The sequence below is a fragment of the Halobacterium hubeiense genome, assembly GCF_001488575.1.
Classification (GTDB): domain Archaea; phylum Halobacteriota; class Halobacteria; order Halobacteriales; family Halobacteriaceae; genus Halobacterium; species Halobacterium hubeiense.
In genome coordinates this window covers 1,948,036-1,969,605 of the sequence record NZ_LN831302.1, presented here as the reverse complement: position 1 = coordinate 1,969,605, position 21,570 = coordinate 1,948,036, and the positions used below count along the sequence as shown (strand labels likewise).

Sequence of the window (21,570 nt, the reverse complement as noted above, 5' to 3'; positions counted from 1 at the left end):
CCATGGGAATCAGCTACAGCGTGGACACCGACCCGGACGCCACCGCGAAAGCGATGCTCCGGGAGCGGCCCATCAGCCTGAAGCACAGCAAAGCCATCGCCCGCGAAATCAAGGGCAAGACGGTCGGCGAGGCACGCGAGTACCTCGACGCCGTCATCAACGAGGAGCAGTCCGTGCCGTTCAAGCAGCACAACAGCGGCGTCGGTCACCGGAACGACATCGAGGGCTGGGACGCCGGGCGCTACCCGGAGAAGGCCTCGAAGGACTTCCAGAAGCTCCTCGACAACGTGGCGAACAACGCCGACCAGCAGGGCTTCGACGCCGAGCAGATGGTCATCGAACACGTCGCCCCGCACAAGGTCGACGAGAGCCGCGGCCGCAAGCCCCGCGCGATGGGGAAGGCGGACCCGTGGAACACGACCCTCTGTGACGTCGAACTCGTGGTCGTCGAACCCGACGCCGAGGAGGTGAGCGCGTAATGGCCGACGAGATGGAGTTCATCGAGCAGGGCCTCCAGCGCTCCCAGATCGACGAGTTCTTCGCCGAGGAGCTGGCTCGCGCCGGCTACGGCGGCATGGAGCTCGCTCCCACCCCGATGGGGATGCAGATCGTCCTCAAGGCCGAGAAGCCCGGGATGGTCATCGGCAAGGGCGGGAAGAACATCCGGAAGATCACCACCCAGCTCGAGGAGCGCTTCGACCTGGAGGACCCGCAGATCGACGTGCAGGAGGTCGACGAACCCGACCTGAACGCACAGATCGTCGCAGACCGCCTCGCGAACGCGCTCGAGCGCGGCTGGTACTTCCGGAAGGCCGGACACACGACCATCGACCGCATCATGGAGGCCGGCGCACTCGGCGCCGAGATCGTCCTGAGCGGGAAAGTCACCGGCAACCGCGGCCGCGTCGAGAAGTTCAACCGCGGCTACATCAAGCACAACGGCGAGCCCGCCGAGGAGATCGTCGACCACGGCAAGGGCGTCGCCGTGATGAAGCTCGGCACCATCGGCGTCAGCGTCAAGATCATCCCGCCGAACGCGAAGCTCCCCGACGACTTCGAGATTCAGGAGGACGCCAACATCGAGGATCTCGTCGTCGACGAGGAGGAAGCCGGCGAGGAACTCGAAGAGCTCCTCGAAGGCGAAGGCGAGGAAGCCGAGGCCGCCGAGGGCGAGGCGCCCGGCGAGGCCGCCACGGCGGTCGACGACGACCGCGCCCAGGAAGAAATCGTCGAGGAGGAGCCCGAGGGCGGTTCGCGCCCCGAGCGCCACGACAAGGAAGGCAAGTCGGCGACTTCGCCGCCGGACTCCACGAACGCGGACGTCGAGGAGGACCTCGACGAGCTCGCCGCCGACGTGGAAGCCGAGGCCGAGGACGTCGAGGCCGAGGACTTCGACGAGCTGGAGTCCGACGCGGAGGAGACCGCCGAGGAGCTCCTCGAAGAGATGGAAGAAGAGTCCGAGGAGGGTGAGGAATAATGGCGATTCTCCACACCGAAGAGATTCGGGACATGACCCCCGCGGAACGCGAAGCGGAACTGGAAGAGATCGAGACGGAGCTGCTGAACGCCAAGGCCGTGAAGGCCGCAGGCGGCGCCCCGGACAACCCGGGCCGCATCGGCGAGCTCCGTCGCACGGTCGCGCGAATCAAGACGATTCAGCGCGAAGAAGGCGACCTCGAAGCGGAAGCGGAGAGCGAGTAAGATGACAGTGACGCCCGAGACGCTGCCACGGCACGAACTCGTCGGCCTGCACGCGCGGGTCGTCGAGTCGACGGACCCCTCGCGGGTCGGCATCGAGGGCGAGGTCGTCCGCGAGACGATGCGGACGCTCGTGCTCGACAGCGACTCGGGCGTCAAGCAGGTCCCCAAGCGGGGGACGACATTCGAGTTCCGACTCACAGATGAAGCTGCGGACGTCGCGAAGGCGTCCGGGACCGCGTCTCAACCTGCAGGTGGCGAGAGCCAAACCACTGGCGAGGGCGCGGCCTACGTTACGGTGGATGGGGTCGCGTTGCTCTCACGACCCGCTACACGCTCCGAAACCGGAGTTGATTCGAAATGGCGATAGGACTGAACGTAACAGAACCGGAAGGCACGTGCTCCCACGAGGACTGCCCGTTCCACGGAAACCTGTCCGTGCGCGGTCAGGTTCTCGAGGGTGAAGTGGCTTCCACCGACATGGACAAGACCATCGTCGTCGAGCGCGAATACGACGTATTCGTGCCGAAGTACGACCGCTACATGAAGCGGCGGTCGCGCGTGCCGGCACACCAGCCGGACTGCCTCGACGTTGAGGTTGGCGACACGGTCAGTATCGCAGAAACCCGACCGCTCTCGAAGACCAAGTCCCACGTGGTCGTCGAAGTCACCGACGGAGGTGACGCCTGATGGAAGCCATCAAGGCAGACGTCACGCAGGGTCTTGAGAAGGGCTCGCTCATCAACTGCGCCGACAACACCGGCGCACGCGAGCTCAAAGTCACGAGCGTGAAGGGTTATCAAGGAACCAAGAACCGCCACCCGAAGGCCGGGCTCGGCGACACCATCACCGTCTCGGTGACCAAGGGGACGCCGGAGATGCGTCGCCAGGTCCTCGAAGCGGTCGTGGTGCGCCAGCGCAAGCCCATTCGACGGCCGGACGGAACGCGCGTGAAGTTCGAGGACAACGCCGCGGTCATCATCGACGACCTCGGCGAGCCTCGCGGGACCGAGATCAAGGGTCCGATTTCGCGCGAAGTGGCGGAACGGTACGGTACCATCGCGAGTACCGCGACGATGATCGTATAGACATGAGCGAACAACCACACAAACAGCGAAACCGCACGGAGCGCGCGCCGCTTCACGAGCGACAGAAGCAGGTCCACGCGACGCTGTCCGACGACCTCCGCGAGGAGTACGACCAGCGACGCGTTCGCGTCAACGTCGGCGACACCGTCGAAGTGATGCGCGGCGACGACGCCGGCGAGGAAGGCGAAGTCGTCGACGTCGACCTGCGCGACGAGACGGTTCGCGTGGAGGACGTCACTATCGAGAAGGCCGACGGCGAGGAGCTGCCCAAGCCCCTCGACGCCAGCAACCTCCGCGTCACCGAACTCGACCTCGAAGACGACGTGCGCGCCGCGCGGCTCGAAGGTGACAACGAATGACGAACCACCAGAAGCGACTCTCGGTACCGAAGTCCTGGCCGGTCGAGCGGAAGACGGAGACGTTCACCGCGAAGGCCGGGGCCGGTCCGCACGGCGAGTCGGGCGTACCGCTCGTCGTCGTGCTTCGGGACGTCCTGGGTTACGTCGACGACACCAGCGAGGCGCAGTACGCCATCAACACCGACGGCGTGCTCGTCAACGGTGGCTCGGTCGGCGACGTCAACCGCCCCATCGGGATGTTCGACATCCTGGCGTTCCCCGAGCGCGACGAACACTACCGGGTCTTCCCCGACGAAGGGGGCCGACTCGGTCTGACGCCCATCGACGCGGACGCGGCGGACAGCAAGCTCAGCAAGGTCGAGGACAAGACCACCGTCTCCGGCGGGAAGACCCAGCTGAACCTCCACGACGGCACGAACCTGCTCGTCGAGGAGGACGTCTACAGCGGGAACGACTCCGTCGTCGTGGACAACGAGTCCAACGACGTGGTCGCCCACTTCGAGTACGGCGAGGGCGCGCTGGTCACCGCAGTCGCGGGCCAGCACGCCGGCGACATCGGCCGCATCGACGAGATTTCGGTGCAGCCGGGCAGCGCCGACAACACCGTCTACGTGGAGACCGCCGACGGTAGCTTCGAGACGGTCGAAGAGTACGTCGTCGTCATCGACGAGAACTTCGTCGAGGACGACGCCGACCTCCCGGGTGATGGCGAATGAGCGAGACTGAAGCCGACTTCCACGAGATGCGCGAGCCGCGCATCGAGAAGGTCGTCGTCCACATGGGCGTCGGCCAGGGTGGTGTCGACCTCCAGAACGCCGAGAACATCCTCGAGGAGATCACGGGCCAGCAGACGGTCCGGACGACCGCCAAGCGCACCGAACCCGAGTTCGGCATCCGCGAGGGCGACCCCATCGGCGCGAAGGTCACGCTCCGCGGCGAGGACGCGTTCGACTTCCTCGACCGCGCGCTCCCGAACGTCGACCTGGCCGAGCGCCAGTTCGACGACACGGGCAACGTGAGCTTCGGCATCGAAGAGCACACGGACTTCCCGAGTCAGGAGTACGACCCCGACATCGGTATCTACGGCCTCGACGTGACCGTGAACCTCGTGCGCCCGGGTTACCGGGTCGCGAAGCGCGACCAGGTCAGCCGACAGATTCCGTCGAACCACCGACTCAACCCCGAGGACGCGGTCGCGTTCCTCGAATCGAACTTCGACGTGGAGGTCAACGAATGAGCGAGAGCGAACAAGCAGAAGAGACGGGCCAGACACACGAGTGCCGGCGCTGTGGCCGCAAGCAGGGCCTCGTCGGCAAGTACGACATCTGGCTCTGTCGACAGTGCTTCCGGGAGATTGCCCGCTCGATGGGCTTCAAGAAGTACAGCTAACAATGACGGCAAACGATCCCCTGTCCGACGCGGTCTCCGGCATCGACAACGCCGAGAGCGTCGGGCACCTCACGCACACAGTAGAGCCCGCCTCCAACATGGTCGGCTCCGTCCTCGAGGTCTTCTACGACCGCGGGTACATCGACGGCTTCGAGTTCGTCGACGACGGGAAGGCCGGCAAGTTCGAGGTCGAACTGAAAGGTGCCATCAACGAGTGTGGCCCCGTGAACCCACGGTACTCCGTGGCAGCCGACGGTTACGAGAAGTGGGAGAAGCGCTACCTTCCCGCTCGTGACTACGGCGCGCTCGTCGTCACGACGAGCCACGGCATCATGAGCCACTACGAGGCCCGTGAGAAGGGCATCGGTGGCCAAGTGATCGCGTACGTATACTAATCATGGCACGAGTCGAAATCGAAATTCCGGACGACGTGACGGCGGAGGTCGACCACCTCGACCTCACCGTCGAAGGCCCCGAAGGGTCCGTGTCGCGACGCCTCTGGTATCCGGACGTCAGCGTCTCCGTCGAGGACGACGCTGTCGTCGTGACCAGCGAGGACGACGACGCGAAGACGCTCTCGACGGTCGGTACCTTCGAGAGCCACGTGGAGAACATGTTCCACGGCGTCACCGAGGGCTGGGAGTACCAGCTCGAAGTCCACTACTCTCACTTCCCGATGCAGGTGGAAGTCGAGGGCGACGAAGTGGTCATCCAGAACTTCCTCGGCGAGAAGGCGCCGCGGCGGACGCCCGTCCGCGGCGACACCGAGGTCACGGTGGACGGTGAGGAAGTGACGCTCAACGGCCCGAGCATCGAGGACGTCGGCCAGACGGCGGCCGACATCGAACAGCTGACGCGCGTCACCGACAAGGACACGCGCGTCTTCCAGGACGGCGTGTACATCGTCGAGAAGCCCACGAAGGGAGGTGCCTGATAGATGGCAGAAGAAGAAACTGACGCGCCAGAGACGCTGGAAGACATCTCGGGCGTCGGCCCCTCGAAGGCGGAAGCGCTCCGCGAGGCCGGCTACGAGTCCGTCGAGGACATGCGGGCAGCGAGCCAGAGCGAACTCGCGGACGTCTCCGGCATCGGCAACGCGCTCGCAGCGCGCATCAAGGCCGACGTCGGCGGTCTCGAAGTCGAAGAGGAGACCGAAGCCGAAGTCGAGGAAGCCGAACCCGAGGAGGAAGAAGCCGAGGAGGACGTGGAGACGGAGCTCCGTCCCCGCGGCCTCACCGAGAAGACGCCGGAGCTCAGCGACGACGAGCAGCGCTTGCTGAACAAGCGCCGTCGCGAGGGCAAGCCGCAGTTCAACCGGCAGGACTACCACAAGAAGAAGCGCACCCCGAAGTCGTGGCGTCGCCCGAAGGGCACGCTGTCCAAGCAGCGCCGCGGCGTCAAGGGCAAGGGTGACACAGTCGAGGCCGGCTTCCGGACGCCGGAAGCGGTCCGCGGCAAGCACCCCAGCGGCTTCGAGGAAGTCCGCGTGCACAACACGGACGACCTCGACGGCATCGACCCGGACACGGAGGCCGCCCGCATCGCCTCGAAGGTTGGCGCACGCAAGCGCGAACGCATCGAGGAGCAGGCCGAAGAAGCGGGCATCCGCGTCCTGAATCCGACCTACGTCGAAGTGGAGGTTGACCAATGAGCGACCTGAGCGCACAGAAGCGGCTCGCGGCCGACGTCCTCGACGTCGGGAAGAACCGCGTCTGGTTCGACCCCGAGGCGCAGGGTGAAATCGCGGACGCGATTACCCGCGAGGACATCCGCGAGCTCGTCGACGAAGGGACGATTGCGGCAGAGGAAAAGCACGGGAATTCGCGCGGTCGCGCACGCGAGCGCGACGAGAAGAAGGCCTACGGACACCAGAAGGGCCCCGGCTCCCGCAAGGGGAAGTCGGGCGCTCGTGAGAACGACAAGCAGTCGTACATCGGCCGGATTCGCGCGCAGCGGCGGACGCTCCGGGAACTCCGCGACGAAGGGGAGATTACCCAGAGTCAGTACCGGGAGCTGTACAACATGGCCAACGGTGGCGAGTTCGACAGCGTCCGGCGCCTCCAGAAATACATCGAAGAACACTACGGTGATAGCTAATGGCGACAGGACCACGATACAAGGTGCCGATGCGGCGCCGCCGCGAGGTCCGGACCGACTACCATCAGAGGTTGCGCCTCCTGAAGTCAGGGAAACCTCGGCTCGTTGCTCGGAAGAGCAACAAGCACGTCACGGCGCAGCTGGTCGTGACCGGCCCCGACGGCGACGAAACAATCGCGAGCGCACACTCCAGCGACCTCGCTGAGTACGGCTGGGAGGCTCCCACGGGGAACCTGCCGGCGGCGTACCTGACGGGGCTGCTCGCTGGGGTTCGCGCGCAGGATTCGGACGCGGACGAGGGCGTGCTCGACATCGGCCTCAACACCGCGACTCCGGGTTCGAAGGTGTTCGCAATCCAGGAGGGCGCAATCGACGCCGGCCTGGACGTCCCGCACAACGACGCGGTCTTCGCGGACTGGTCGCGGACGCGCGGCGAACACATCGCGGAGTACGCTGAGTCTCTCGACGAGCCGCTGTACGGCGGCGACTTCGACGCAACGGAGCTTCCCGAGCACTTCGACGAGGTGCGGGAGGCCATCATGGAGGACAACGAATGAGCTACAACGAAACCTGGGAACCAAAGACACGCCTGGGTCGCCTCGTCAAGGACGGCGACATCGACTCGATGTCCGACGCCCTCGACAGCGGACTCCCGCTCAAGGAGCCGGAAATCGTCGACAACCTGCTGCCGGGACTCGACGACGAAGTGCTGGACATCAACATGGTCCAGCGCATGACCGACTCCGGTCGACGCGTGAAGTTCCGCTGCGTGGTCGTCGTCGGCAACCGCGACGGCTACGTCGGCTACGCGGAGGGCCGCGACGACCAGGTCGGCGGCGCCATCCAGAAGGCGATCGAGGTCGCGAAACTGAACATCATCGACGTCTCCCGCGGCTGTGGGTCCTGGGAGTGTGGCTGTGGGCGCCCCCACACCGTCGCGCTCAAGACGACCGGGCAGGCCGGGAGCGTCGAGGTCGAACTGATTCCCGCGCCGCGTGGCCTCGGCCTCGCGGGCGGCGAGACCGTGCGCCACGTCCTCGAACTCGCAGGTATCGAGGACGTGTGGACGCGCTCCTCGGGGAAGACCCGGACGACCGTGAACTTCGCGAAGGCGACGTTCAACGCGCTCCGGAAGACCGCGGAAGCCCGCGTCCCCCAGCACGCCCACGAGCAGCGTGAGGTGATCGAGTGATGCAGGCTGTCGTCCAACTGCGCGGCGAGGTCAACATCAGCGAGGACGTCGTGGACACGTTCGAGATGCTGAACATCCACAGCGTCAACCACTGCGCGCTCGTCCCGGAGACGGACGCCTACGACGGGATGGTCGCGAAGGTCAACGACTTCGTTGCGTTCGGGGAACCGAGCCGCGACGTGCTCGCGGACCTCATCGAAGCCCGCGGCGAGCCCGAGACGGGTTCGGCGGACATCGACGACGAGTGGGTCGCCGAGAACACCGAGTACGACGACGTCGACGACCTCGCGGGCGCGCTCCTCGACGAGGAGACGACGCTCCGCGAGGCCGGCCTGGCGCCGGCGCTGCGCCTGCACCCGCCGCGCGGCGGCCACGACGGCATCAAGCAGCCGGTCAGCGAGGGCGGCCAGCTCGGCAAACACAGCACCGAGGAGATCGACGACCTCCTCACGGACATGCACTAACCATGACGAGCAAGAAACGACGACAGCGCGGCTCCCGCACGCACGGCGGCGGCACACACAAGAACCGGCGCGGCGCCGGTAACCGTGGTGGCCGCGGCCGCGCGGGCCGCAAGAAGCACGAACAGCACCTCTACGAGGACGTCGGCAAGTCCGGGTTCAAGCGCCCGGAGAAGACCGACCGCGACGTTCGCGAGGTCTCCGTCCAGAAGCTCGACGAGGACATCGCGTTGCTCGCCGCGGACGGGGTCGCCGAGGAGACAGAGTTCGGCTACCGCGTCGACGCTCGTGACGTCGCCGAGGACGGCTGGGAGGCCGACGTGGTGAAGGTCCTCGGTGGCGGACAGGTCTACGAACAGCTCGAAGTGACGGCGGACGCGTTCTCCGCGGGCGCCGTCGACCTCATCGAGAGCGAGGGCGGCGACGCCGTCGTCTCCGAGCGCGGCACCGAGGACAGCGAGGAGTAACCCATGGGATGGAAGGAGACTGCCGCACCGGTCCTCACGCGGATGCCCGCAGTCCAGCGTCCGGAAGGACACGTGCCGTTCCGCCGGAAGATGTACTGGACGGCTGGCGTGCTCGTCCTGTACTTCTTCCTGACGAACGTCACGCTCTGGGGGCTCGACACCGGCGCGAGTCAGGACCTCTTCGAGCAGTTCCGGAGCCTGCTCGCCGGTGGCCAGGGGACAGTGCTGCAACTCGGCATCGGCCCCATCGTCACGGGGAGCATCGTCCTCCAGCTGCTCGGCGGGGCGAACCTGCTGGGGCTGGACACGAACGACCCCCGCGACCAGGCGATCTACCAGGGCCTCCAGAAGATGCTGGTCCTCGTGATGGTGTTCCTGACGGGCATCCCGATGGTGTTCTTCGGGAACTTCCTGCAGCCTAGCGCGGCGGTCGCGCAGAGCCTCGGCATCGGCTCGCTGGGCGTGCAGGTGCTGTTGTTCGCCCAGATCGCCGCCGGTGGCATTCTCCTGCTGTTCATGGACGAGGTCATCTCGAAGTGGGGCGTCGGCTCCGGTATCGGTCTGTTCATCGTGGCGGGCGTGAGCCAGAGCCTCGTCGGCGGGTTCATCTTCTGGGAGGGTGAGTTCCCCAACCAGGGGCTGTTCCCGAACTGGATCGACCTGGCGCTGGGCAACGTCTCGAACATCCCGCCGCTGCTGTCGATAGACGGGCTGTCGTTCCTGCTCATCCAGGCGGGCATCCTCGGGCTGTTCACGACGCTGCTCATCTACGTTACCGTCGTGTACGCCGAGAGCGTTCGCGTCGAGATTCCGCTGAGCCACGCTCGCGTGAAGGGCGCACGCGGTCGGTTCCCCGTGAAGCTCATCTACGCGAGCGTCCTGCCGATGATCCTCGTTCGCGCGCTGCAGGCGAACATCCAGTTCATCGGGCAGATTCTGAACTCGACGCTCGGCATCCCGTCGTGGCTCGGCGTCTACTCCGACGGCACCGCTATCGGTGGGTTGTTCTACTACCTCTCGCCGATCTACAGCCGCGAGAGCTGGATGTGGTGGCTCGGCAGCACGCCGGCGACCATCGAGCCGTGGCAGATCCTCATCCGCATCGGCGTCGACCTGACGTTCATGATCGTCGGCGGCGCCGTCTTCGCCATCTTCTGGGTGGAGACGACGGACATGGGGCCGGAAGCCACCGCGAAGCAGATTCAGAACTCGGGGATGCAGATTCCCGGGTTCCGGAAGAACCTCGGGGTCATCGAGAAGGTCCTCGAACGGTACATCCCGCAGGTGACCGTGCTCGGCGGCGCGCTCGTCGGCTTGCTCGCCGTCATGGCGAACATGCTCGGCACCATCGGGAACGTCACCGGGACGGGCCTGCTGCTGACGATATCCATCACGTACAAGCTCTACGAGGAGATCGCCGAAGAGCAGATGATGGAGATGCACCCGATGATGCGGGAGATGTTCGGCGGCGGCGACTGACCTCGCGTCGAACACTCGGTGGGCCGGCCACCGCTCGCATCGCTGACGACCACGTTTTCTTCGCGTGCTCAACTGACCAGCGGTAGCGACGAGCGGAGAACGGCCTGCGTGTCAGTAGACGAGTTCGGGGTCGCTCTCGACGGCGTACAGCGTGCGCGCGGCGACGTTGACCGCGTGGTCGCCGACGCGTTCGACGTCCCGAATCGTCAGCAAAAGCCGGGAGACGTCGTCCATCAGCGCTTCGGTCTGCCAGGGGTCGTCGCCGGCTTCGCGCTCGATGAGGTCGCGGACGACGCGCTCGCTTGCGGCCTGACAGAGCGCGTCGATCTCGTCGTCGCGTTCGGCGACCTCGTAGCAGGCGTCGACGTCTTCGGCGGCGTACGCGGCGAGGGCGTCCGCGACGAGCGCGCGGGCGTCCCGGCCGACGTCGACGACGTCCACGTCCACGCGGCGGGCGTCGTCGGTGGCGAGCGCGTACCGCCCGAAGTTCGTCGCGAGGTCGCCGACGCGTTCGAGGTCGGTGAGAATCTTGAACGACGCGGCGACGAAGCGGAGGTCGCCGGCGACGGGCTGCTGGAGCGCGAACAGGTCGATGCACTCGCCCTCCAGCTGGAGGTAGCGGTCGTTGACGTCGTCGTCGCCGTCGATGACCGCTCGCGCGAGGTCGTCGTCGCCGCGTTCGAGCGCGTCGAGGCCGTCGTCGAGGCGACCGAGCACGAGGTCGCCCATCTCGGTGACGCCGGCGCGGAGGTCGTCGAGGGACTGCTGGAACTCCTCTCGCGGCACGCCAGTCACCCGAACTTGCCGGTGATGTAGTCCTCGACGCGCTGACTCTCGGGGTTCTCGAATATCCGGTCGGTGTCGCCGTACTCCACGAGCTCCCCGCCCGTGAGGAACACCGCGGTCTGGTCGCTGATGCGGGCGGCCTGCTGCATGTTGTGCGTGACGACGACGACCGTGTAGTCTTCGGCGAGTTCCTCGATGAGGTCCTCGATTTTCGCGGTGGCGATGGGGTCGAGGGCCGAAGCGGGTTCGTCCATCAGGATGACCTCGGGGTCGACGGCGAGACACCGCGCGATGCAGAGCCGCTGTTGCTGGCCGCCGGAGAGCCCGAGCGCGTTGTCGTCGAGGCGGTCTTTGACCTCGTCCCACAGCGCCGCGCGCCTGAGCGCGCGCTCGACGAGTTCGTCCTCGTCCTCGCGGTCGTCGCGGCCGAGCAGGCGCGCGAGCAGGCCGGTGTCGAGGTCGCCGTGCTTGCGGGGGCCGTAGGAGATGTTGTCCCGGATGGACTTCGGGAACGGGTTGGGCTCCTGGAACACCATGCCGATGCGCTTGCGGAGTTCCACGAGGTTGACGCCGTCCGTGTAGATTTCCTCGCCGTCGAGGCGCACGGAGCCGTCGATGCGCGCGCTCTTCACGCGGTCGTTCATGCGGTTCAGGCACCGCAGGAACGTCGACTTCCCGCAGCCCGACGGCCCGATGAGTGCGGTGACGCTCTCCTCGGGGACGTCGAGTGAGACGCTCTGGAGCGCCTGTTCGTCGCCGTAGTGGACGTCGAGGTCCTCGACGGCGAGCTTGGCGCTGCCGTCGAAGTCGTACTCGGTCCACTCCTCGCGGACGCGCTCGTCGCTCTCGCCGCTGGTGGTCAGTTGCTGTGCGGGCTCGCTGGGTTCGTGGACTGCTTCGGTTTCACTCATGGTGTAGCTTCCTCCGGAAGTAGAGCCGGCTGCCGACGCCGACGGCGTAGAGGGCGAGGACGACGCCCAGTAGGACGAGCGCGGTCCCCCAGCCGAACTCGGTGTCGGTGAAAATCTCCTTGGGGAACTGGCCGGCGGTAATCGTCGAGTACAGCTGGTAGGGGAGCGCGCTCGCCGGCGACAGCAGCGCGTCGTTGGTGACGAACGGCGGCTGGGCGCTGAACGCGAAGCTCCCGAGGACGTTCGGGTAGGTGGAGGGGTACGGCGACCCGCCGAACACCAGAAGCAGCGGCGCGGTCTCGCCGGCGATGCGGCCGACGCCGAGGATGACGCCGGTGATGGTGCCGGGCATCGCCGCGGGGAGGACGACGCTGCGGATTGTCTCCCACTTGGTGACGCCGAGCGCGGCGCTGGCGTCGCGGTGCGCGTCGGGAACAGCGAGGATGGCCTCGCGGCTCGTGATGAGCACGAGCGGCAACAGCATGAACCCGAGCACGAGCTGCCCGACGAAAATGGAGTTCCCGCCGCTGATGCGCGGCACGAGGAACGCCAGCCCGAACAGCCCGAAGACGATGCTCGGGGTGCTCCAGAGGCCGTTTGTCGCGACCTCGACGACCTGCGTGAACCGGCCGCGCTCGGCGTACTCGGTGAGGAAGACGGCGGCGCCGATGCCCAGCGGGACGGCGAACAGGACCGCGCCGAACACGAGCCACAGCGTCCCCATCACGGCGGGGAGGACGCCGGGAATCTCGACGTAGAGGCCGCCGGTCTGGTTCATCAGGAACGGGAACTCCGCCCACGGCACGGCGACTCCGACGAACGGGAGCGTGAGGTGACCGCCCGTCAGGCTCGTGCCCGTGAGCATCGTTTCGAGGCCGTTCTTCACGATGAACGCGACCAACAGCGCGAGCACGCCGAGCATCGCGAACACGACCGAGCCGACGAGGTAGTACGCACCGGCCTGCCGGCCTTCCGCACCGAAGCCCTCGCGGGATTTCGCGGCGCTCCACGCGCTCAACAGGGAGCCGAAGACGACGAGCAGCGGGACGAGTTCGCTCCCGGGGAACACGGCCGACGACCACGACGGCTCCCACGTCCAGCCGGCGTCGATGCCGCCGACGGCGACGTAGCCGCCGAGCAACGCGAGAATCGCGGCGACGGGGAGCGTCGAGCCGACGTCCTCGCGCGGGAGCACCGACGCGAGCAGGCCGGCGACGCCGAACGCGGCGGCGACGGGGAGCCACACCACCAGCCCGTTCCCGAGCAGTCGCGTGGCGAGGAGACCACCGAAAACCGCCCACAGCAGCCCGAAGACGACGCCGACCGGGAGGCCGGCGCTCGCGGACGGCGTGCTCTGGAAGTATTCGAGCCGGGAGCCGACGCCGACGACCGCGAGGCCGCCGCCGGCGGTCGCGAGAGCGACGCCCAGCAGCTTCAGCACGGAGACGCCGGCGACGGGCGTGGTTTCGCCGACCCACTGGAGGAGGACCAGCCACGACGCGAGAAACGCCAGCGCGGAGACGGCGAGCACGCCCCGGGCGACGAGCGCGCTCGTCCGCGAGTCGCCGGCGACGAGGCGGTTGCGCCGGACGTTGCTCATCAGCGCTCACCCCCGAGCTTCTGGTGCATCCGCCACTCGACGTACTGGGAGCCGACGCTGAGCAACATCACCATCCCGAACAGCACGACGCCGCCCGCGAACAGCGCGCTCATGTGGAGGCCGCTGGCGTTCCCGCCCTCGAAGGCGATGACAGTCGTGAGCGTCTCGCCGTAGCTGGAGAACACGTCGAACATCGGCGACGGGAACCCCTTCGTGTGCGTGAGCATCACTGTCGCGGCCATCGTCTCGCCCATCGCGCGGCCGACGCCGAGCAGGACGCCCGCGGAGACGCCCGAGAGGCCCGCGGGGATGGTGACGCTCTTGGTGGTCTGCCACGGCGTCGAGCCCATCGCGAGCGCGCCGCTCTTGATGGACTCGGGGACGGCGTTGAGCGCGTCCTCGGCGACGGTGACGACCGTCGGCAGCGCCATCACGCCGATCATCAGGCCGGCCGCGAAGTACGTCCCGATGGTCGGCGTCCGGAACTCCGCGTAGAAGTACTGGTTGAGGATGGTGAGCCCGATGAACCCGTACGTGATAGAGGGGATGCCGGCCATCAGCTCGATGCCGGGCTTGACCACTTCGCGGACGCGCCGGGGCGCGATTTCGCTGACGAACACCGCGCCCGCGATGCCGACCGGCGCGGCGACGAGCGTCGCGATGACCGTCGTCACGGCGGTCCCGACCATCATCGGCGTCAGCGAGTAGACGCCGCCCTGGCTGGACGTCCACAGCGGCTGTTCGATGCGCGTGAGCACGTCCAGTCCCATGTGCGCGACGATGGGCTCGGACCGAATCAGCAGGAACGCGACGATGAGCGAGAGTATCGACACCGTCGCGACGGTCGTCAGGAACGTCAGCGCCTTCGCGGCCTCGGCCTGATAGCGGGACCAGCCGACGCCCATCGCGGCGAGGAACGCGAGGACGGGGAGGACGGTCCACGCCGAGCCGGCGAGGAACAGCAGGAACGTCGCGAGCACGGACGCGAACACGAGCGCGTGCATCGCGATGGCGCCGTCCTGCGTCCGGGACCGGTAGTTGTGCGCCCACTGTCTCGTGGCTTCGACGCGCCGCGTGACGGACGCGCGGAGCCGCGTCGGCAACTCTCGCGTTCGTCCGAGTAACTGAGTCATGTGTATAAAGCGTGTGTCGGGACGGCCGCGGGCGACCGCGGCAGCCGGGGTTTACTCGTAGTTCGACGGCGCGACCTTCTCGCGCTGGGTCTGGAGCCGGTCGTCGGGCAGCGCGAAGTAGTCGTTGCCCTGCACGAAGATTTCCTGGCCGAAGTCGCTCAGGACGAAGTTGATGAACGCGGCTTCCTTCCGGGAGGTGTCCTGCCAGGTGTAGGCGTGCAGGTCGCGGGAGAGCGGGTACTCCGCCGCGCCGAGGTTGTCGCCGTAGGAGTACGTGGTGCCGTCGATGACGAGGTCCAGCGGCGGGACGTCGCCGTCCGGCTGCACGAACGCCAGCGCGATGTACGCGATGGCGTTGTCGGCCTGCGAAATCGCCTGCTGGAGCTGCTGGTTCTGACCGAAGCGCTGGTCGGGGCTGATGGGGGCTTCGGGGTCGCCGTAGACGTTCGCGCGGAACGAGGTGTCCGTCCCGGAGCCCTCGGCCCGGCCGAGCGCGAGAATCTCGCGGTCCGGGCCGCCGAGCTCCGACCAGTTCGTAATCTCCTGGCGGTAGATCTGTCGGAGCTCCTCGATGGTGATGCTCTCGACGCCGGCGTCTCTGATTTCGCGGCTGACGACGATGGGCTGGCCGTCGACGCCGACGACGTGGTCGACGAAGTCGTCGAGCGTGCTGTCGTCGGCGTCGGGGAGCTCGTCGGCGGCGGACGCGCTGGCGTCCCCGATGTCGACGCGACCCTCCATGACGCCCTCGATGCCCGTGCCGGAGTGGCTGAGGGCGATGCTCACGCGGAACGGCGGGTTCGAGCGCTCGCCGGTGGGCTCGTAGCCGTACTGGCTGGCGAAGTAGTCCGCGAGGCGCATGTCGGTGCCGTACTCGTCGGCCCACTCGGTCGGCCAGTAGTCGCCGTCGCCGGCCTCGGGGTTGGAGTTCCAGTAGCTCGCGCCGGTGTTCGTGATGGGGAACACCGTCGAGGAGCCGTCGCCGGTCAGGACGCTGGTGTCCATCTCGCTGGACTGCTCGCCGGCGGTCGTCTCTTGGCCGCTGCCGGTGTCCGCGGTGGTCGGCTCGCTGGTGTCGCCCCCGTTGTCGCCGTCGCCCCCGCTCGAACAGCCTGCGACCGTCGCGACGCCTGCGGCGCCGGCAGTCGCGATGAATTTCCGCCGCGATACGAGGTCGGACAGACGCGTCGAATCCTGCGCCATCACGTGGACGGAAGACATTCCACTATATGAACTATAATATGAGTGATATATACTGCTGTGACGGGAGCGTAGCCGACGGTTTGTGAGCATCACTCACAGATTGCTATATAGTCCGGCCGGCGGCGCCGGGGCAAAATCCCAACCCCTATATTTGTTTAGGGCTGCCTAAAATCTATGGGAGAGCAACGACGGCCGTTCACGCGACGACAGTACCTCAAGGGGGCGGGCGCGGCGACCGCCGCCGGCCTGCTCGCCGGCTGCACCGGCTCCGGCGACAGCGACAGCGACGCGACGACCACGAGCGCGGGCACGACCAGCGGGACGACCGCCGACAGTTCGCTGACGGCGTCGATGGCGCCGGTCGGCGAAATCACCCTCGACGAACCGCCCGAGGACGTCTTCGTGGTGTTCCCGCAGTACGCCGACATGGCCGTCGCGCTCGGCCACGGTGACGCCGTCAACTCCATCTACGTCCCGGAGATGTCCGGGACGACGATGAACCACTACTACGAGCGCCTCGACGGCGTCTCCTTCGACTGGGAGGACCTCCCGGACCCCTACGGCGACGGCATCAGCGAGGAGCAGCTGTACAGCCTCGACAGCGACGTCCACTTCCTCGACCCCGCGTACCTCGTCACGCAGGACAACTGGTCGGTCGGGGACGCCGACGACATCGCCGCCAACGTCGGCCCGTGGTTCGGGAACTTCTACAGCGGCACCCGCGACCAGCCCCCCGAGCAGTACCGAGACGCCTACGAGTACTACACGCTCTGGGAGGTGTTCGGCCGCGTCGCCGACGTCTTCGGCGAGCGCGAGCGCGCCGAAGCGCTCCGCGGGGTCTACGACGACCTCCTCGCGACCATCGAAGCCGACCTCCCGCCGAGAGACGAGCGCCCGACGGTCGCCCGCGCGACCTACTCGCAGGGCACCTTCTACACGTACCACCTCAACAAGCCCGGCTACTGGTACGCCGACACCCGGCCGCTGGGCGCCAACGACGTCTTCGCCGACCGAGAGTGGTCGAACTTCTGGGGCTCGGTCGGCTACGAGGCGATGCTCGAAGCCGACCCCGACGTCATCCTCAACCTCTGGGGAGCGACCCCCCGCTACGACATGGCCTCGGTGCGGGAGAGCCTCCGGAACAGCGAGGCCGGCGGGACGCTGTCGGCCGTCGAGAACGACCGCGTCTACGCCTCCGGGATGCGCTACCAGGGCCCGCTGATGAACCTCTTCCAGATAGAGATGACCGCCAAGCAGCTCTACCCCGACGTCTTCGGCGAGTGGCCCGACTACGAGGACGGCGACCACTACCCCGAGATTCCCGAAGACGAGCGGCTGTTCGACCGCGAGCGCGTCGCCAGCATCGTCACCGACGGCGCCTGACGCCCTCCTCCTCGGCCCGCTGGCGGAGCCGCTCGACGCGGTCGTCCATCGCGGGGTGCGTGGAGAACCACCGCTGGCTGTCCGGCTCCTCTCGACGCCCGGACAGCGGCGCCAGTAGCCCCCGTGGCTCGCGGGCTCGCTGAAGCTTCCGGAGTGCGCGCGCCAGCACGAGCGGGTCGCCGGTGACCTCGACTGCGCGGTCGTCGGCCGCGAACTCCCGTTTCCGCGAGCGAGCGCGTACAATCAGAGTCAGCGCGACGAACGCGACCAGCACCAGCCGCCCGATGCGCTCGTGCAGTGCCGCCTCCGAGGCGGCGTCCGGGCGGCCGCGCGCCCACGCGAACAGCCGGTTCCAGCCGCGCGCCAAAAGCGCCGCCGGCAACACGAGCACCGCGAGGAACCCGACGAGCGTGCGCCCGACCGCGAACGACAGCGACTGCACGAGGCTGTCCCGGTTCTCGATGTGCGCGAGCTCGTGGGCGAGCACGGCCTCGAACTCTGCGGCGCTGAGGATGCGGAACAGCGACTCGTCGAAGACGACCGCGCCGCCGGGGCCGCCGAGGCTGACCGCGTTCGGGACGGGCATCCGGGCGACGTACAGCGTCGGCGGCTCGACGCCCATGCGGTCCGCGAGCGTTTCGAGCACGCGGTACGCGCGCGGCGCGCTCCGGGGTTCCAGCGGGACGGCGTGCAGTTGCGCGAGCACGCGAGCGGTGCCGACGCGGTAGTTCAGGTAGCCCAGCACGACGGTGACGGCGGCGACGACGCCGAGCGCGGTCGTCGGCGGGACGTCCGCGGAGAAGGCGACGACGAGCGCCCACAGCACGACCGCCGCGGCGACGGCGTGCCAGACGAGGGCGGCGACGCCGACGAGCACCATCAGGAGGCGACGGCCGACGCTCATGTCCGAAGATAGCTCCGGTGGCCACAAACGGCTGTCGGCAGCTCCACCACTCCGCTTCGACCGGCGTTCGCGTCGCCGTAGCGGTGCGCCGCCCTTCCGAAGCGCTATTCACGGAGGCGGCTCACCTACCGGGCATGTACGAAGGGGTGGCGAACTGATGCGCATTCTCGTCGTCGGCGCCGGCGAGGTCGGGTCGAGCATCGCCAGCAGTCTCTCCGACGCCCACGAGGTCGTGGTCGTCGACGTCGACCCGGAGCGCGTCGAGTCGCTGACCTACTCCGAGGACGTGCTCGCGGTCACCGGGGACGGCACCGACCTCGACGTCCTCCGCGAGGCCGAAGTCGAGAAGGCCGACGTCGTCATCGCGAGCACGGACGACGACGAGACGAACCTCGCGACGTGCGCGACCGTTGACACCGTCAGCGAGGCGTTCACCATCGCGCGCGTCGAGGATACGAACTACCTGGACACGTGGCGCGAGCACCACGGCGCGTTCGGCGTGGACTTCATGGTGTGTACGGACCTGCTGGCGGCGGAAGCCATCGTCCGCGTCGTCGGCCTGCCGACCGCCCGCGACGTCGACCCGTTCGCGGGCGGGTCGATTCAGATGGCGGAGTTCGAGGTGCCCGAGGACAGCCCGCTGGCCGGCGAGACGGTCGCGGAAGCCGACCGCTTCGACGAGCTGACGTTCGTCGCCGTCATCCCGGAGGGCGCCGACCACGCCAGCGTGCCGCGCGGGGACACCGTCATCGAGGGGAACGCCCGCGTGGTCGTCGTCGGGCGACCCGTCAGCGTCCGCGAGTTCGCGCGCGCACTCGACCCCGAAAGCGCCGCCAGCGAGGTCGAGGACGTCGTCATCGTCGGCGGCTCGACGACCGGCAAGCTCACCGCCGAGAAGCTCGTCGAGCGCGGCGTCTCGGTGCGCATCGTGGAGTTCGACGAGGACCGCGCCCGCGAGCTCGCGGAGCTTCTGCCGTCCGTGACCGTCTACTCCCACGACGCGACCGACCCCGAGTTCCTCTCCCGCGAGCACATCAAGGACGCCGACGTCGTCATCGCGACGGTCGGCAGCGACGAGCGCAGCCTGCTGGCGGCGCTGCTCGCGAAGCGCGAGGGCGCCGAGCGAACCATCGCGGTCGTCGAGCAGGCGCGCTACGTCGACCTCTTCGAGACGGTCGGCGTCGACGTCGCGGTCAACCCGCGCCGCGTCACCGCCGAGGAGATTACGCGGTTCACGCGCGAGCGCCGCGCGGAGAACGTCGCCATCATCGAACCCGGCGGCGCCGAGGTCGTCGAGGTGGAGGTCGACGAGGACAGCGTGCTCGCGGGGCGCACCATCCAGGACGTGATGGCCGACCTGCCCGCCGGCGTCGTCGTAGGCGCGATTACGCGCGACGGCCAGTACGTGACGCCGCGCGGGAGCACGGTCGTCGAGGCCGGCGACCACGTCGTCGCGTTCGTGCAAGCCGACGCGCTCGAGGAAGTCACGTCGAAACTATGAGCGCCGGACAGGTGAGACGATGACCGTCCGCGTGGACTGGCGGGCGAGCGTCGCGCTCGTCGGCACGGTCGTGAAGTGGCTGACCGTGCCGCTGCTGGCGCCGCTGGCGGTCGCGCTCTACTACGGCGACGGCGGGCTGGCGGCGTTCGTCGCGACCATCGCCGTCGCGTTCGCCGCGGGGTCGGCGCTCGAACGCGTCGGCGACCCGACGGACCTCGGCGCGCGCGAGGGATTCTTGATGGTCGCGCTGACGTGGCTCGCGGCGAGCGTCGTCGGCGCGCTCCCGTACCTGTTCGCCGCCCACGGCATCCCCGGTGTCGCGGCGGCGACTGCGCCCGGGTCGGCGCTCGGCGGCCCGGTGAACGCGCTGTTCGAGACGATGAGCGGGTTCACCACGACGGGGGCGACGGTGATGGAGGACATCTCCTTCGAGACGCACTCGCACGCAATCCTGCTGTGGCGCCAGCTCACCCAGTGGCTCGGCGGCATGGGCATCGTCGTGCTCGCGGTCGCCATCCTCCCCGAGCTCTCCGTGGGCGGCGCGCAACTGATGGAGGCCGAGGCGCCTGGGCCGAGCATCGAGAAGCTCACGCCCCGCATCGCGGAGACCGCGCGGGCGCTGTGGCTGGCGTACGCCGGCATCACCCTCCTCGAAGTCGTGTTGCTGTACGGCCTCCACCGCACCGGCCACGCGCCCAACATGGGCCTGTACAACGCGGTCGCGCACGGTCTCACGACGATGGCGACCGGCGGATTCAGCCCGGAGGCGCGCTCCATCGAGGCGTTCTCGGGCATCGTCCAGTGGGTCATCGTGCCGTTCATGTTCGCGGCGGGGACGAACTTCGCGCTCATCTGGCAGGCGCTGACCGGCGACACGGACGCGCTGTTCGGCGACTCGGAGTTCCGCTTCTACGTCGGCGTCGTCGGCACTGTCACCGCGCTGCTCGCGGGTCTGCTGTTCACGGGGCCGACTCTCGACGTGGCCGTCGGCCCAATCGCCGGGAACCTCGAAGCGTCGTTGCGCCACGCCGCCTTCCAGGCCGCCTCTATCGTCACCACCACGGGGTACGCGAGCATGGACTTCGCGGAGTGGGGGGCGGCCAGCCAGTACGTGCTGTTCATCGCCATCTTCCTCGGCGGGAGCGCGGGCAGCACGGGCGGCGCGGTGAAGATGGTGCGGTGGCTGGTCATCCTCAAGAGCCTCAAGCGCGAGCTGTTCGTGACCATCCACCCCGAGGCCGTCGAGCCCGTCCGGCTCGGCGGCCGCGCGCTCGACGAGGACGCCGTCCGCGGCATCTACGCGTTCACCGCGGTCTACTTCGCGCTGTTCGTCGGCGCCACCGTCTTCGTCGCCATCGACGCCACGCGCATCGAGGAGTCGCTGACCGCGCTGGAAGTGATGAGTTCGGTCGCCGCGACGCTGGGGAACGTCGGTCCCGGGTTCGGGCTCGTCGGCCCGATGGGGTTCTACGAGTTCCTCCCAGCGACCACGAAACTGCTGATGGTCGGGCTGATGTGGGTGGGTCGGCTGGAAGTGCTGCCCGTGCTCGTGTTGCTGACGCGGGCGTACTGGAAGTCCTAGCGACCGCCGGACTCGGTTCTCCCGTCCGACCGAGCGTCCGTCAGCGCGGGTGACACACTTACGGGCTGACAGCTCGTAGGGCGACGCATGGCTCGCAGCGTCTGGGAGGTGTTCCTCGCGCTGTTCGGGGGTGGCGAGGACGGCGAGGAGTCCGGCGAGGAGTCCGAGGACCGCTTCGTCCCGTCCCCGCTGGACCTGTCCGTCCGAATCGGCCACGGCGGGTCGGACGGCCAGCGAGTCCGCGAGCTCGCCGAGATGAACGAGCGAGCCGAAGAAATCGAGGAAGAGCGCGGTAACTGAGCGCCCGGACTCGGTGATGCAGCGGGTCGTGCGCTAC

General features: G+C 67.9%; 29 protein-coding genes. 23 read left to right on the top strand and 6 right to left on the bottom strand.

Going from position 1 to position 21,570, the window contains the following annotated elements:
- Window positions 1-2: 2 nt before the first annotated feature.
- The 19 genes from HHUB_RS10365 to secY are packed head-to-tail and all read left to right on the top strand — an operon-like array spanning window position 3 to window position 10,230.
- The gene (locus HHUB_RS10365; RefSeq protein WP_059057537.1) at window positions 3-479 is read left to right on the top strand and encodes a 50S ribosomal protein L22; all 477 of its coding nucleotides are present in this window, start codon (window positions 3-5) and stop codon (window positions 477-479) included.
- On the top strand, window positions 479-1,477 hold the full coding sequence (locus HHUB_RS10360) for a 30S ribosomal protein S3 (protein ID WP_059057536.1): 999 nt from the start codon (window positions 479-481) through the stop codon (window positions 1,475-1,477). Before HHUB_RS10365 ends, HHUB_RS10360 begins: the two co-directional genes overlap by 1 nt.
- On the top strand, window positions 1,477-1,701 hold the full coding sequence (gene rpmC, locus HHUB_RS10355) for a 50S ribosomal protein L29 (RefSeq protein ID WP_059057535.1): 225 nt from the start codon (window positions 1,477-1,479) through the stop codon (window positions 1,699-1,701). The genes HHUB_RS10360 and rpmC overlap by 1 nt, the downstream gene beginning before the upstream one ends.
- Window position 1,702: 1 nt before the next feature.
- Complete coding sequence (locus HHUB_RS10350) at window positions 1,703-2,068, top strand: ribonuclease P protein component 1 (RefSeq protein ID WP_059057534.1); 366 nt, start codon at window positions 1,703-1,705, stop codon at window positions 2,066-2,068.
- The gene (locus tag HHUB_RS10345) at window positions 2,059-2,388 is read left to right on the top strand and encodes a 30S ribosomal protein S17 (RefSeq protein ID WP_059057533.1); all 330 of its coding nucleotides are present in this window, start codon (window positions 2,059-2,061) and stop codon (window positions 2,386-2,388) included. The genes HHUB_RS10350 and HHUB_RS10345 overlap by 10 nt, the downstream gene beginning before the upstream one ends.
- Window positions 2,388-2,786, top strand: coding sequence for a 50S ribosomal protein L14 (locus tag HHUB_RS10340; RefSeq protein WP_059057532.1), 399 nt, complete (start codon window positions 2,388-2,390; stop codon window positions 2,784-2,786). The genes HHUB_RS10345 and HHUB_RS10340 overlap by 1 nt, the downstream gene beginning before the upstream one ends.
- Before the next feature lie 2 nt (window positions 2,787-2,788).
- Entirely contained in the window at window positions 2,789-3,145 is a 357-nt protein-coding gene (gene rplX, locus HHUB_RS10335) for a 50S ribosomal protein L24 (protein WP_059057531.1), read from the top strand.
- A complete protein-coding gene (locus HHUB_RS10330; RefSeq protein ID WP_059057530.1) occupies window positions 3,142-3,861 on the top strand; it encodes a 30S ribosomal protein S4e in 720 nt (239 codons plus the stop codon). The genes rplX and HHUB_RS10330 overlap by 4 nt, the downstream gene beginning before the upstream one ends.
- Entirely contained in the window at window positions 3,858-4,382 is a 525-nt protein-coding gene (locus HHUB_RS10325) for a 50S ribosomal protein L5 (RefSeq protein WP_059057529.1), read from the top strand. Before HHUB_RS10330 ends, HHUB_RS10325 begins: the two co-directional genes overlap by 4 nt.
- Complete coding sequence (locus HHUB_RS10320; protein ID WP_058984020.1) at window positions 4,379-4,534, top strand: 30S ribosomal protein S14; 156 nt, start codon at window positions 4,379-4,381, stop codon at window positions 4,532-4,534. Before HHUB_RS10325 ends, HHUB_RS10320 begins: the two co-directional genes overlap by 4 nt.
- A gap of 2 nt (window positions 4,535-4,536) precedes the next feature.
- A complete protein-coding gene (locus tag HHUB_RS10315; RefSeq protein WP_058984019.1) occupies window positions 4,537-4,929 on the top strand; it encodes a 30S ribosomal protein S8 in 393 nt (130 codons plus the stop codon).
- A 2-nt stretch (window positions 4,930-4,931) separates the two neighbouring features.
- On the top strand, window positions 4,932-5,468 hold the full coding sequence (locus HHUB_RS10310) for a 50S ribosomal protein L6 (RefSeq protein WP_059057528.1): 537 nt from the start codon (window positions 4,932-4,934) through the stop codon (window positions 5,466-5,468).
- Between the two features lie 3 nt (window positions 5,469-5,471).
- The gene (locus HHUB_RS10305; protein ID WP_059057527.1) at window positions 5,472-6,185 is read left to right on the top strand and encodes a 50S ribosomal protein L32e; all 714 of its coding nucleotides are present in this window, start codon (window positions 5,472-5,474) and stop codon (window positions 6,183-6,185) included.
- A complete protein-coding gene (locus HHUB_RS10300) occupies window positions 6,182-6,631 on the top strand; it encodes a 50S ribosomal protein L19e (RefSeq protein ID WP_059057526.1) in 450 nt (149 codons plus the stop codon). Before HHUB_RS10305 ends, HHUB_RS10300 begins: the two co-directional genes overlap by 4 nt.
- Window positions 6,631-7,188, top strand: coding sequence for a 50S ribosomal protein L18 (locus HHUB_RS10295; RefSeq protein WP_059057525.1), 558 nt, complete (start codon window positions 6,631-6,633; stop codon window positions 7,186-7,188). The genes HHUB_RS10300 and HHUB_RS10295 overlap by 1 nt, the downstream gene beginning before the upstream one ends.
- Entirely contained in the window at window positions 7,185-7,823 is a 639-nt protein-coding gene (locus HHUB_RS10290; protein ID WP_059057524.1) for a 30S ribosomal protein S5, read from the top strand. The genes HHUB_RS10295 and HHUB_RS10290 overlap by 4 nt, the downstream gene beginning before the upstream one ends.
- Window positions 7,823-8,287 (top strand): 50S ribosomal protein L30, encoded by a 465-nt coding sequence (gene rpmD / locus HHUB_RS10285; protein ID WP_059058281.1) that lies wholly within the window; start codon window positions 7,823-7,825, stop codon window positions 8,285-8,287. The genes HHUB_RS10290 and rpmD overlap by 1 nt, the downstream gene beginning before the upstream one ends.
- A 2-nt stretch (window positions 8,288-8,289) precedes the next feature.
- Entirely contained in the window at window positions 8,290-8,751 is a 462-nt protein-coding gene (locus tag HHUB_RS10280; protein ID WP_059057523.1) for an uL15m family ribosomal protein, read from the top strand.
- Window positions 8,752-8,754: 3 nt separating this feature from the next.
- Complete coding sequence (secY, locus tag HHUB_RS10275) at window positions 8,755-10,230, top strand: preprotein translocase subunit SecY (RefSeq protein ID WP_059057522.1); 1,476 nt, start codon at window positions 8,755-8,757, stop codon at window positions 10,228-10,230.
- A 111-nt stretch (window positions 10,231-10,341) separates the two neighbouring features.
- Here the strand turns inward: secY and phoU are convergent, their stop codons facing one another.
- The 5 genes from phoU to HHUB_RS10250 are packed head-to-tail and all read right to left on the bottom strand — an operon-like array spanning window position 10,342 to window position 15,863.
- Window positions 10,342-11,016, bottom strand: coding sequence for a phosphate signaling complex protein PhoU (phoU, locus tag HHUB_RS10270; protein ID WP_059057521.1), 675 nt, complete (start codon window positions 11,014-11,016; stop codon window positions 10,342-10,344).
- Window positions 11,017-11,021: 5 nt separating this feature from the next.
- Window positions 11,022-11,927, bottom strand: a complete 906-nt coding sequence (pstB, locus tag HHUB_RS10265) for a phosphate ABC transporter ATP-binding protein PstB (protein ID WP_059057520.1) — start codon at window positions 11,925-11,927, stop codon at window positions 11,022-11,024.
- Window positions 11,920-13,527 carry a phosphate ABC transporter permease PstA gene (pstA, locus tag HHUB_RS10260; RefSeq protein WP_059057519.1) on the bottom strand — a complete coding sequence of 536 codons (1,608 nt, stop codon included), beginning with the start codon at window positions 13,525-13,527 and terminating at the stop codon, window positions 11,920-11,922. The genes pstB and pstA overlap by 8 nt, the downstream gene beginning before the upstream one ends.
- Entirely contained in the window at window positions 13,527-14,660 is a 1,134-nt protein-coding gene (gene pstC, locus HHUB_RS10255) for a phosphate ABC transporter permease subunit PstC (protein ID WP_082687232.1), read from the bottom strand. The genes pstA and pstC overlap by 1 nt, the downstream gene beginning before the upstream one ends.
- A 51-nt stretch (window positions 14,661-14,711) precedes the next feature.
- Complete coding sequence (locus HHUB_RS10250) at window positions 14,712-15,863, bottom strand: PstS family phosphate ABC transporter substrate-binding protein (RefSeq protein ID WP_059057518.1); 1,152 nt, start codon at window positions 15,861-15,863, stop codon at window positions 14,712-14,714.
- Window positions 15,864-16,037: 174 nt separating this feature from the next.
- On the opposite strand from HHUB_RS10250, the gene HHUB_RS10245 reads away from it, so the two are divergent.
- A complete protein-coding gene (locus HHUB_RS10245) occupies window positions 16,038-17,246 on the top strand; it encodes an ABC transporter substrate-binding protein (protein ID WP_059057517.1) in 1,209 nt (402 codons plus the stop codon).
- On the opposite strand, the gene HHUB_RS10240 is transcribed toward HHUB_RS10245, so the two are convergent.
- The gene (locus tag HHUB_RS10240; protein ID WP_059057516.1) at window positions 17,230-18,150 is read right to left on the bottom strand and encodes a M48 family metallopeptidase; all 921 of its coding nucleotides are present in this window, start codon (window positions 18,148-18,150) and stop codon (window positions 17,230-17,232) included. The two genes, HHUB_RS10245 and HHUB_RS10240, sit on opposite strands and share 17 nt — an antisense overlap.
- 157 nt (window positions 18,151-18,307) lie before the next feature.
- On the opposite strand from HHUB_RS10240, the gene trkA reads away from it, so the two are divergent.
- From trkA to HHUB_RS10225, 3 genes are all read left to right on the top strand, one after another.
- On the top strand, window positions 18,308-19,651 hold the full coding sequence (gene trkA, locus HHUB_RS10235) for a Trk system potassium transporter TrkA (protein WP_059057515.1): 1,344 nt from the start codon (window positions 18,308-18,310) through the stop codon (window positions 19,649-19,651).
- Window positions 19,652-19,670: 19 nt separating this feature from the next.
- Window positions 19,671-21,233: a TrkH family potassium uptake protein gene (locus HHUB_RS10230; RefSeq protein WP_059057514.1), complete on the top strand. Its 1,563-nt coding sequence runs from the start codon at window positions 19,671-19,673 to the stop codon at window positions 21,231-21,233.
- Between the two features lie 87 nt (window positions 21,234-21,320).
- Entirely contained in the window at window positions 21,321-21,533 is a 213-nt protein-coding gene (locus HHUB_RS10225) for a hypothetical protein (RefSeq protein WP_059057513.1), read from the top strand.
- Window positions 21,534-21,570 lie beyond the last annotated feature (37 nt).

Coding starts and splice junctions, on each gene's coding strand:
- HHUB_RS10365 (WP_059057537.1), top strand. CDS start 3: ATGGGAATCAGCTACAGCGTGGACACCGACCCGGACGCCACCGCGAAA.
- HHUB_RS10360 (WP_059057536.1), top strand. CDS start 479: ATGGCCGACGAGATGGAGTTCATCGAGCAGGGCCTCCAGCGCTCCCAG.
- rpmC (WP_059057535.1), top strand. CDS start 1,477: ATGGCGATTCTCCACACCGAAGAGATTCGGGACATGACCCCCGCGGAA.
- HHUB_RS10350 (WP_059057534.1), top strand. CDS start 1,703: ATGACAGTGACGCCCGAGACGCTGCCACGGCACGAACTCGTCGGCCTG.
- HHUB_RS10345 (WP_059057533.1), top strand. CDS start 2,059: ATGGCGATAGGACTGAACGTAACAGAACCGGAAGGCACGTGCTCCCAC.
- HHUB_RS10340 (WP_059057532.1), top strand. CDS start 2,388: ATGGAAGCCATCAAGGCAGACGTCACGCAGGGTCTTGAGAAGGGCTCG.
- rplX (WP_059057531.1), top strand. CDS start 2,789: ATGAGCGAACAACCACACAAACAGCGAAACCGCACGGAGCGCGCGCCG.
- HHUB_RS10330 (WP_059057530.1), top strand. CDS start 3,142: ATGACGAACCACCAGAAGCGACTCTCGGTACCGAAGTCCTGGCCGGTC.
- HHUB_RS10325 (WP_059057529.1), top strand. CDS start 3,858: ATGAGCGAGACTGAAGCCGACTTCCACGAGATGCGCGAGCCGCGCATC.
- HHUB_RS10320 (WP_058984020.1), top strand. CDS start 4,379: ATGAGCGAGAGCGAACAAGCAGAAGAGACGGGCCAGACACACGAGTGC.
- HHUB_RS10315 (WP_058984019.1), top strand. CDS start 4,537: ATGACGGCAAACGATCCCCTGTCCGACGCGGTCTCCGGCATCGACAAC.
- HHUB_RS10310 (WP_059057528.1), top strand. CDS start 4,932: ATGGCACGAGTCGAAATCGAAATTCCGGACGACGTGACGGCGGAGGTC.
- HHUB_RS10305 (WP_059057527.1), top strand. CDS start 5,472: ATGGCAGAAGAAGAAACTGACGCGCCAGAGACGCTGGAAGACATCTCG.
- HHUB_RS10300 (WP_059057526.1), top strand. CDS start 6,182: ATGAGCGACCTGAGCGCACAGAAGCGGCTCGCGGCCGACGTCCTCGAC.
- HHUB_RS10295 (WP_059057525.1), top strand. CDS start 6,631: ATGGCGACAGGACCACGATACAAGGTGCCGATGCGGCGCCGCCGCGAG.
- HHUB_RS10290 (WP_059057524.1), top strand. CDS start 7,185: ATGAGCTACAACGAAACCTGGGAACCAAAGACACGCCTGGGTCGCCTC.
- rpmD (WP_059058281.1), top strand. CDS start 7,823: ATGCAGGCTGTCGTCCAACTGCGCGGCGAGGTCAACATCAGCGAGGAC.
- HHUB_RS10280 (WP_059057523.1), top strand. CDS start 8,290: ATGACGAGCAAGAAACGACGACAGCGCGGCTCCCGCACGCACGGCGGC.
- secY (WP_059057522.1), top strand. CDS start 8,755: ATGGGATGGAAGGAGACTGCCGCACCGGTCCTCACGCGGATGCCCGCA.
- pstB (WP_059057520.1), bottom strand. CDS start 11,927: ATGAGTGAAACCGAAGCAGTCCACGAACCCAGCGAGCCCGCACAGCAA.
- pstA (WP_059057519.1), bottom strand. CDS start 13,527: ATGAGCAACGTCCGGCGCAACCGCCTCGTCGCCGGCGACTCGCGGACG.
- pstC (WP_082687232.1), bottom strand. CDS start 14,660: ATGACTCAGTTACTCGGACGAACGCGAGAGTTGCCGACGCGGCTCCGC.
- HHUB_RS10250 (WP_059057518.1), bottom strand. CDS start 15,863: ATGGCGCAGGATTCGACGCGTCTGTCCGACCTCGTATCGCGGCGGAAA.
- HHUB_RS10245 (WP_059057517.1), top strand. CDS start 16,038: ATGGGAGAGCAACGACGGCCGTTCACGCGACGACAGTACCTCAAGGGG.
- HHUB_RS10240 (WP_059057516.1), bottom strand. CDS start 18,150: ATGAGCGTCGGCCGTCGCCTCCTGATGGTGCTCGTCGGCGTCGCCGCC.
- trkA (WP_059057515.1), top strand. CDS start 18,308: ATGCGCATTCTCGTCGTCGGCGCCGGCGAGGTCGGGTCGAGCATCGCC.
- HHUB_RS10230 (WP_059057514.1), top strand. CDS start 19,671: ATGACCGTCCGCGTGGACTGGCGGGCGAGCGTCGCGCTCGTCGGCACG.
- HHUB_RS10225 (WP_059057513.1), top strand. CDS start 21,321: ATGGCTCGCAGCGTCTGGGAGGTGTTCCTCGCGCTGTTCGGGGGTGGC.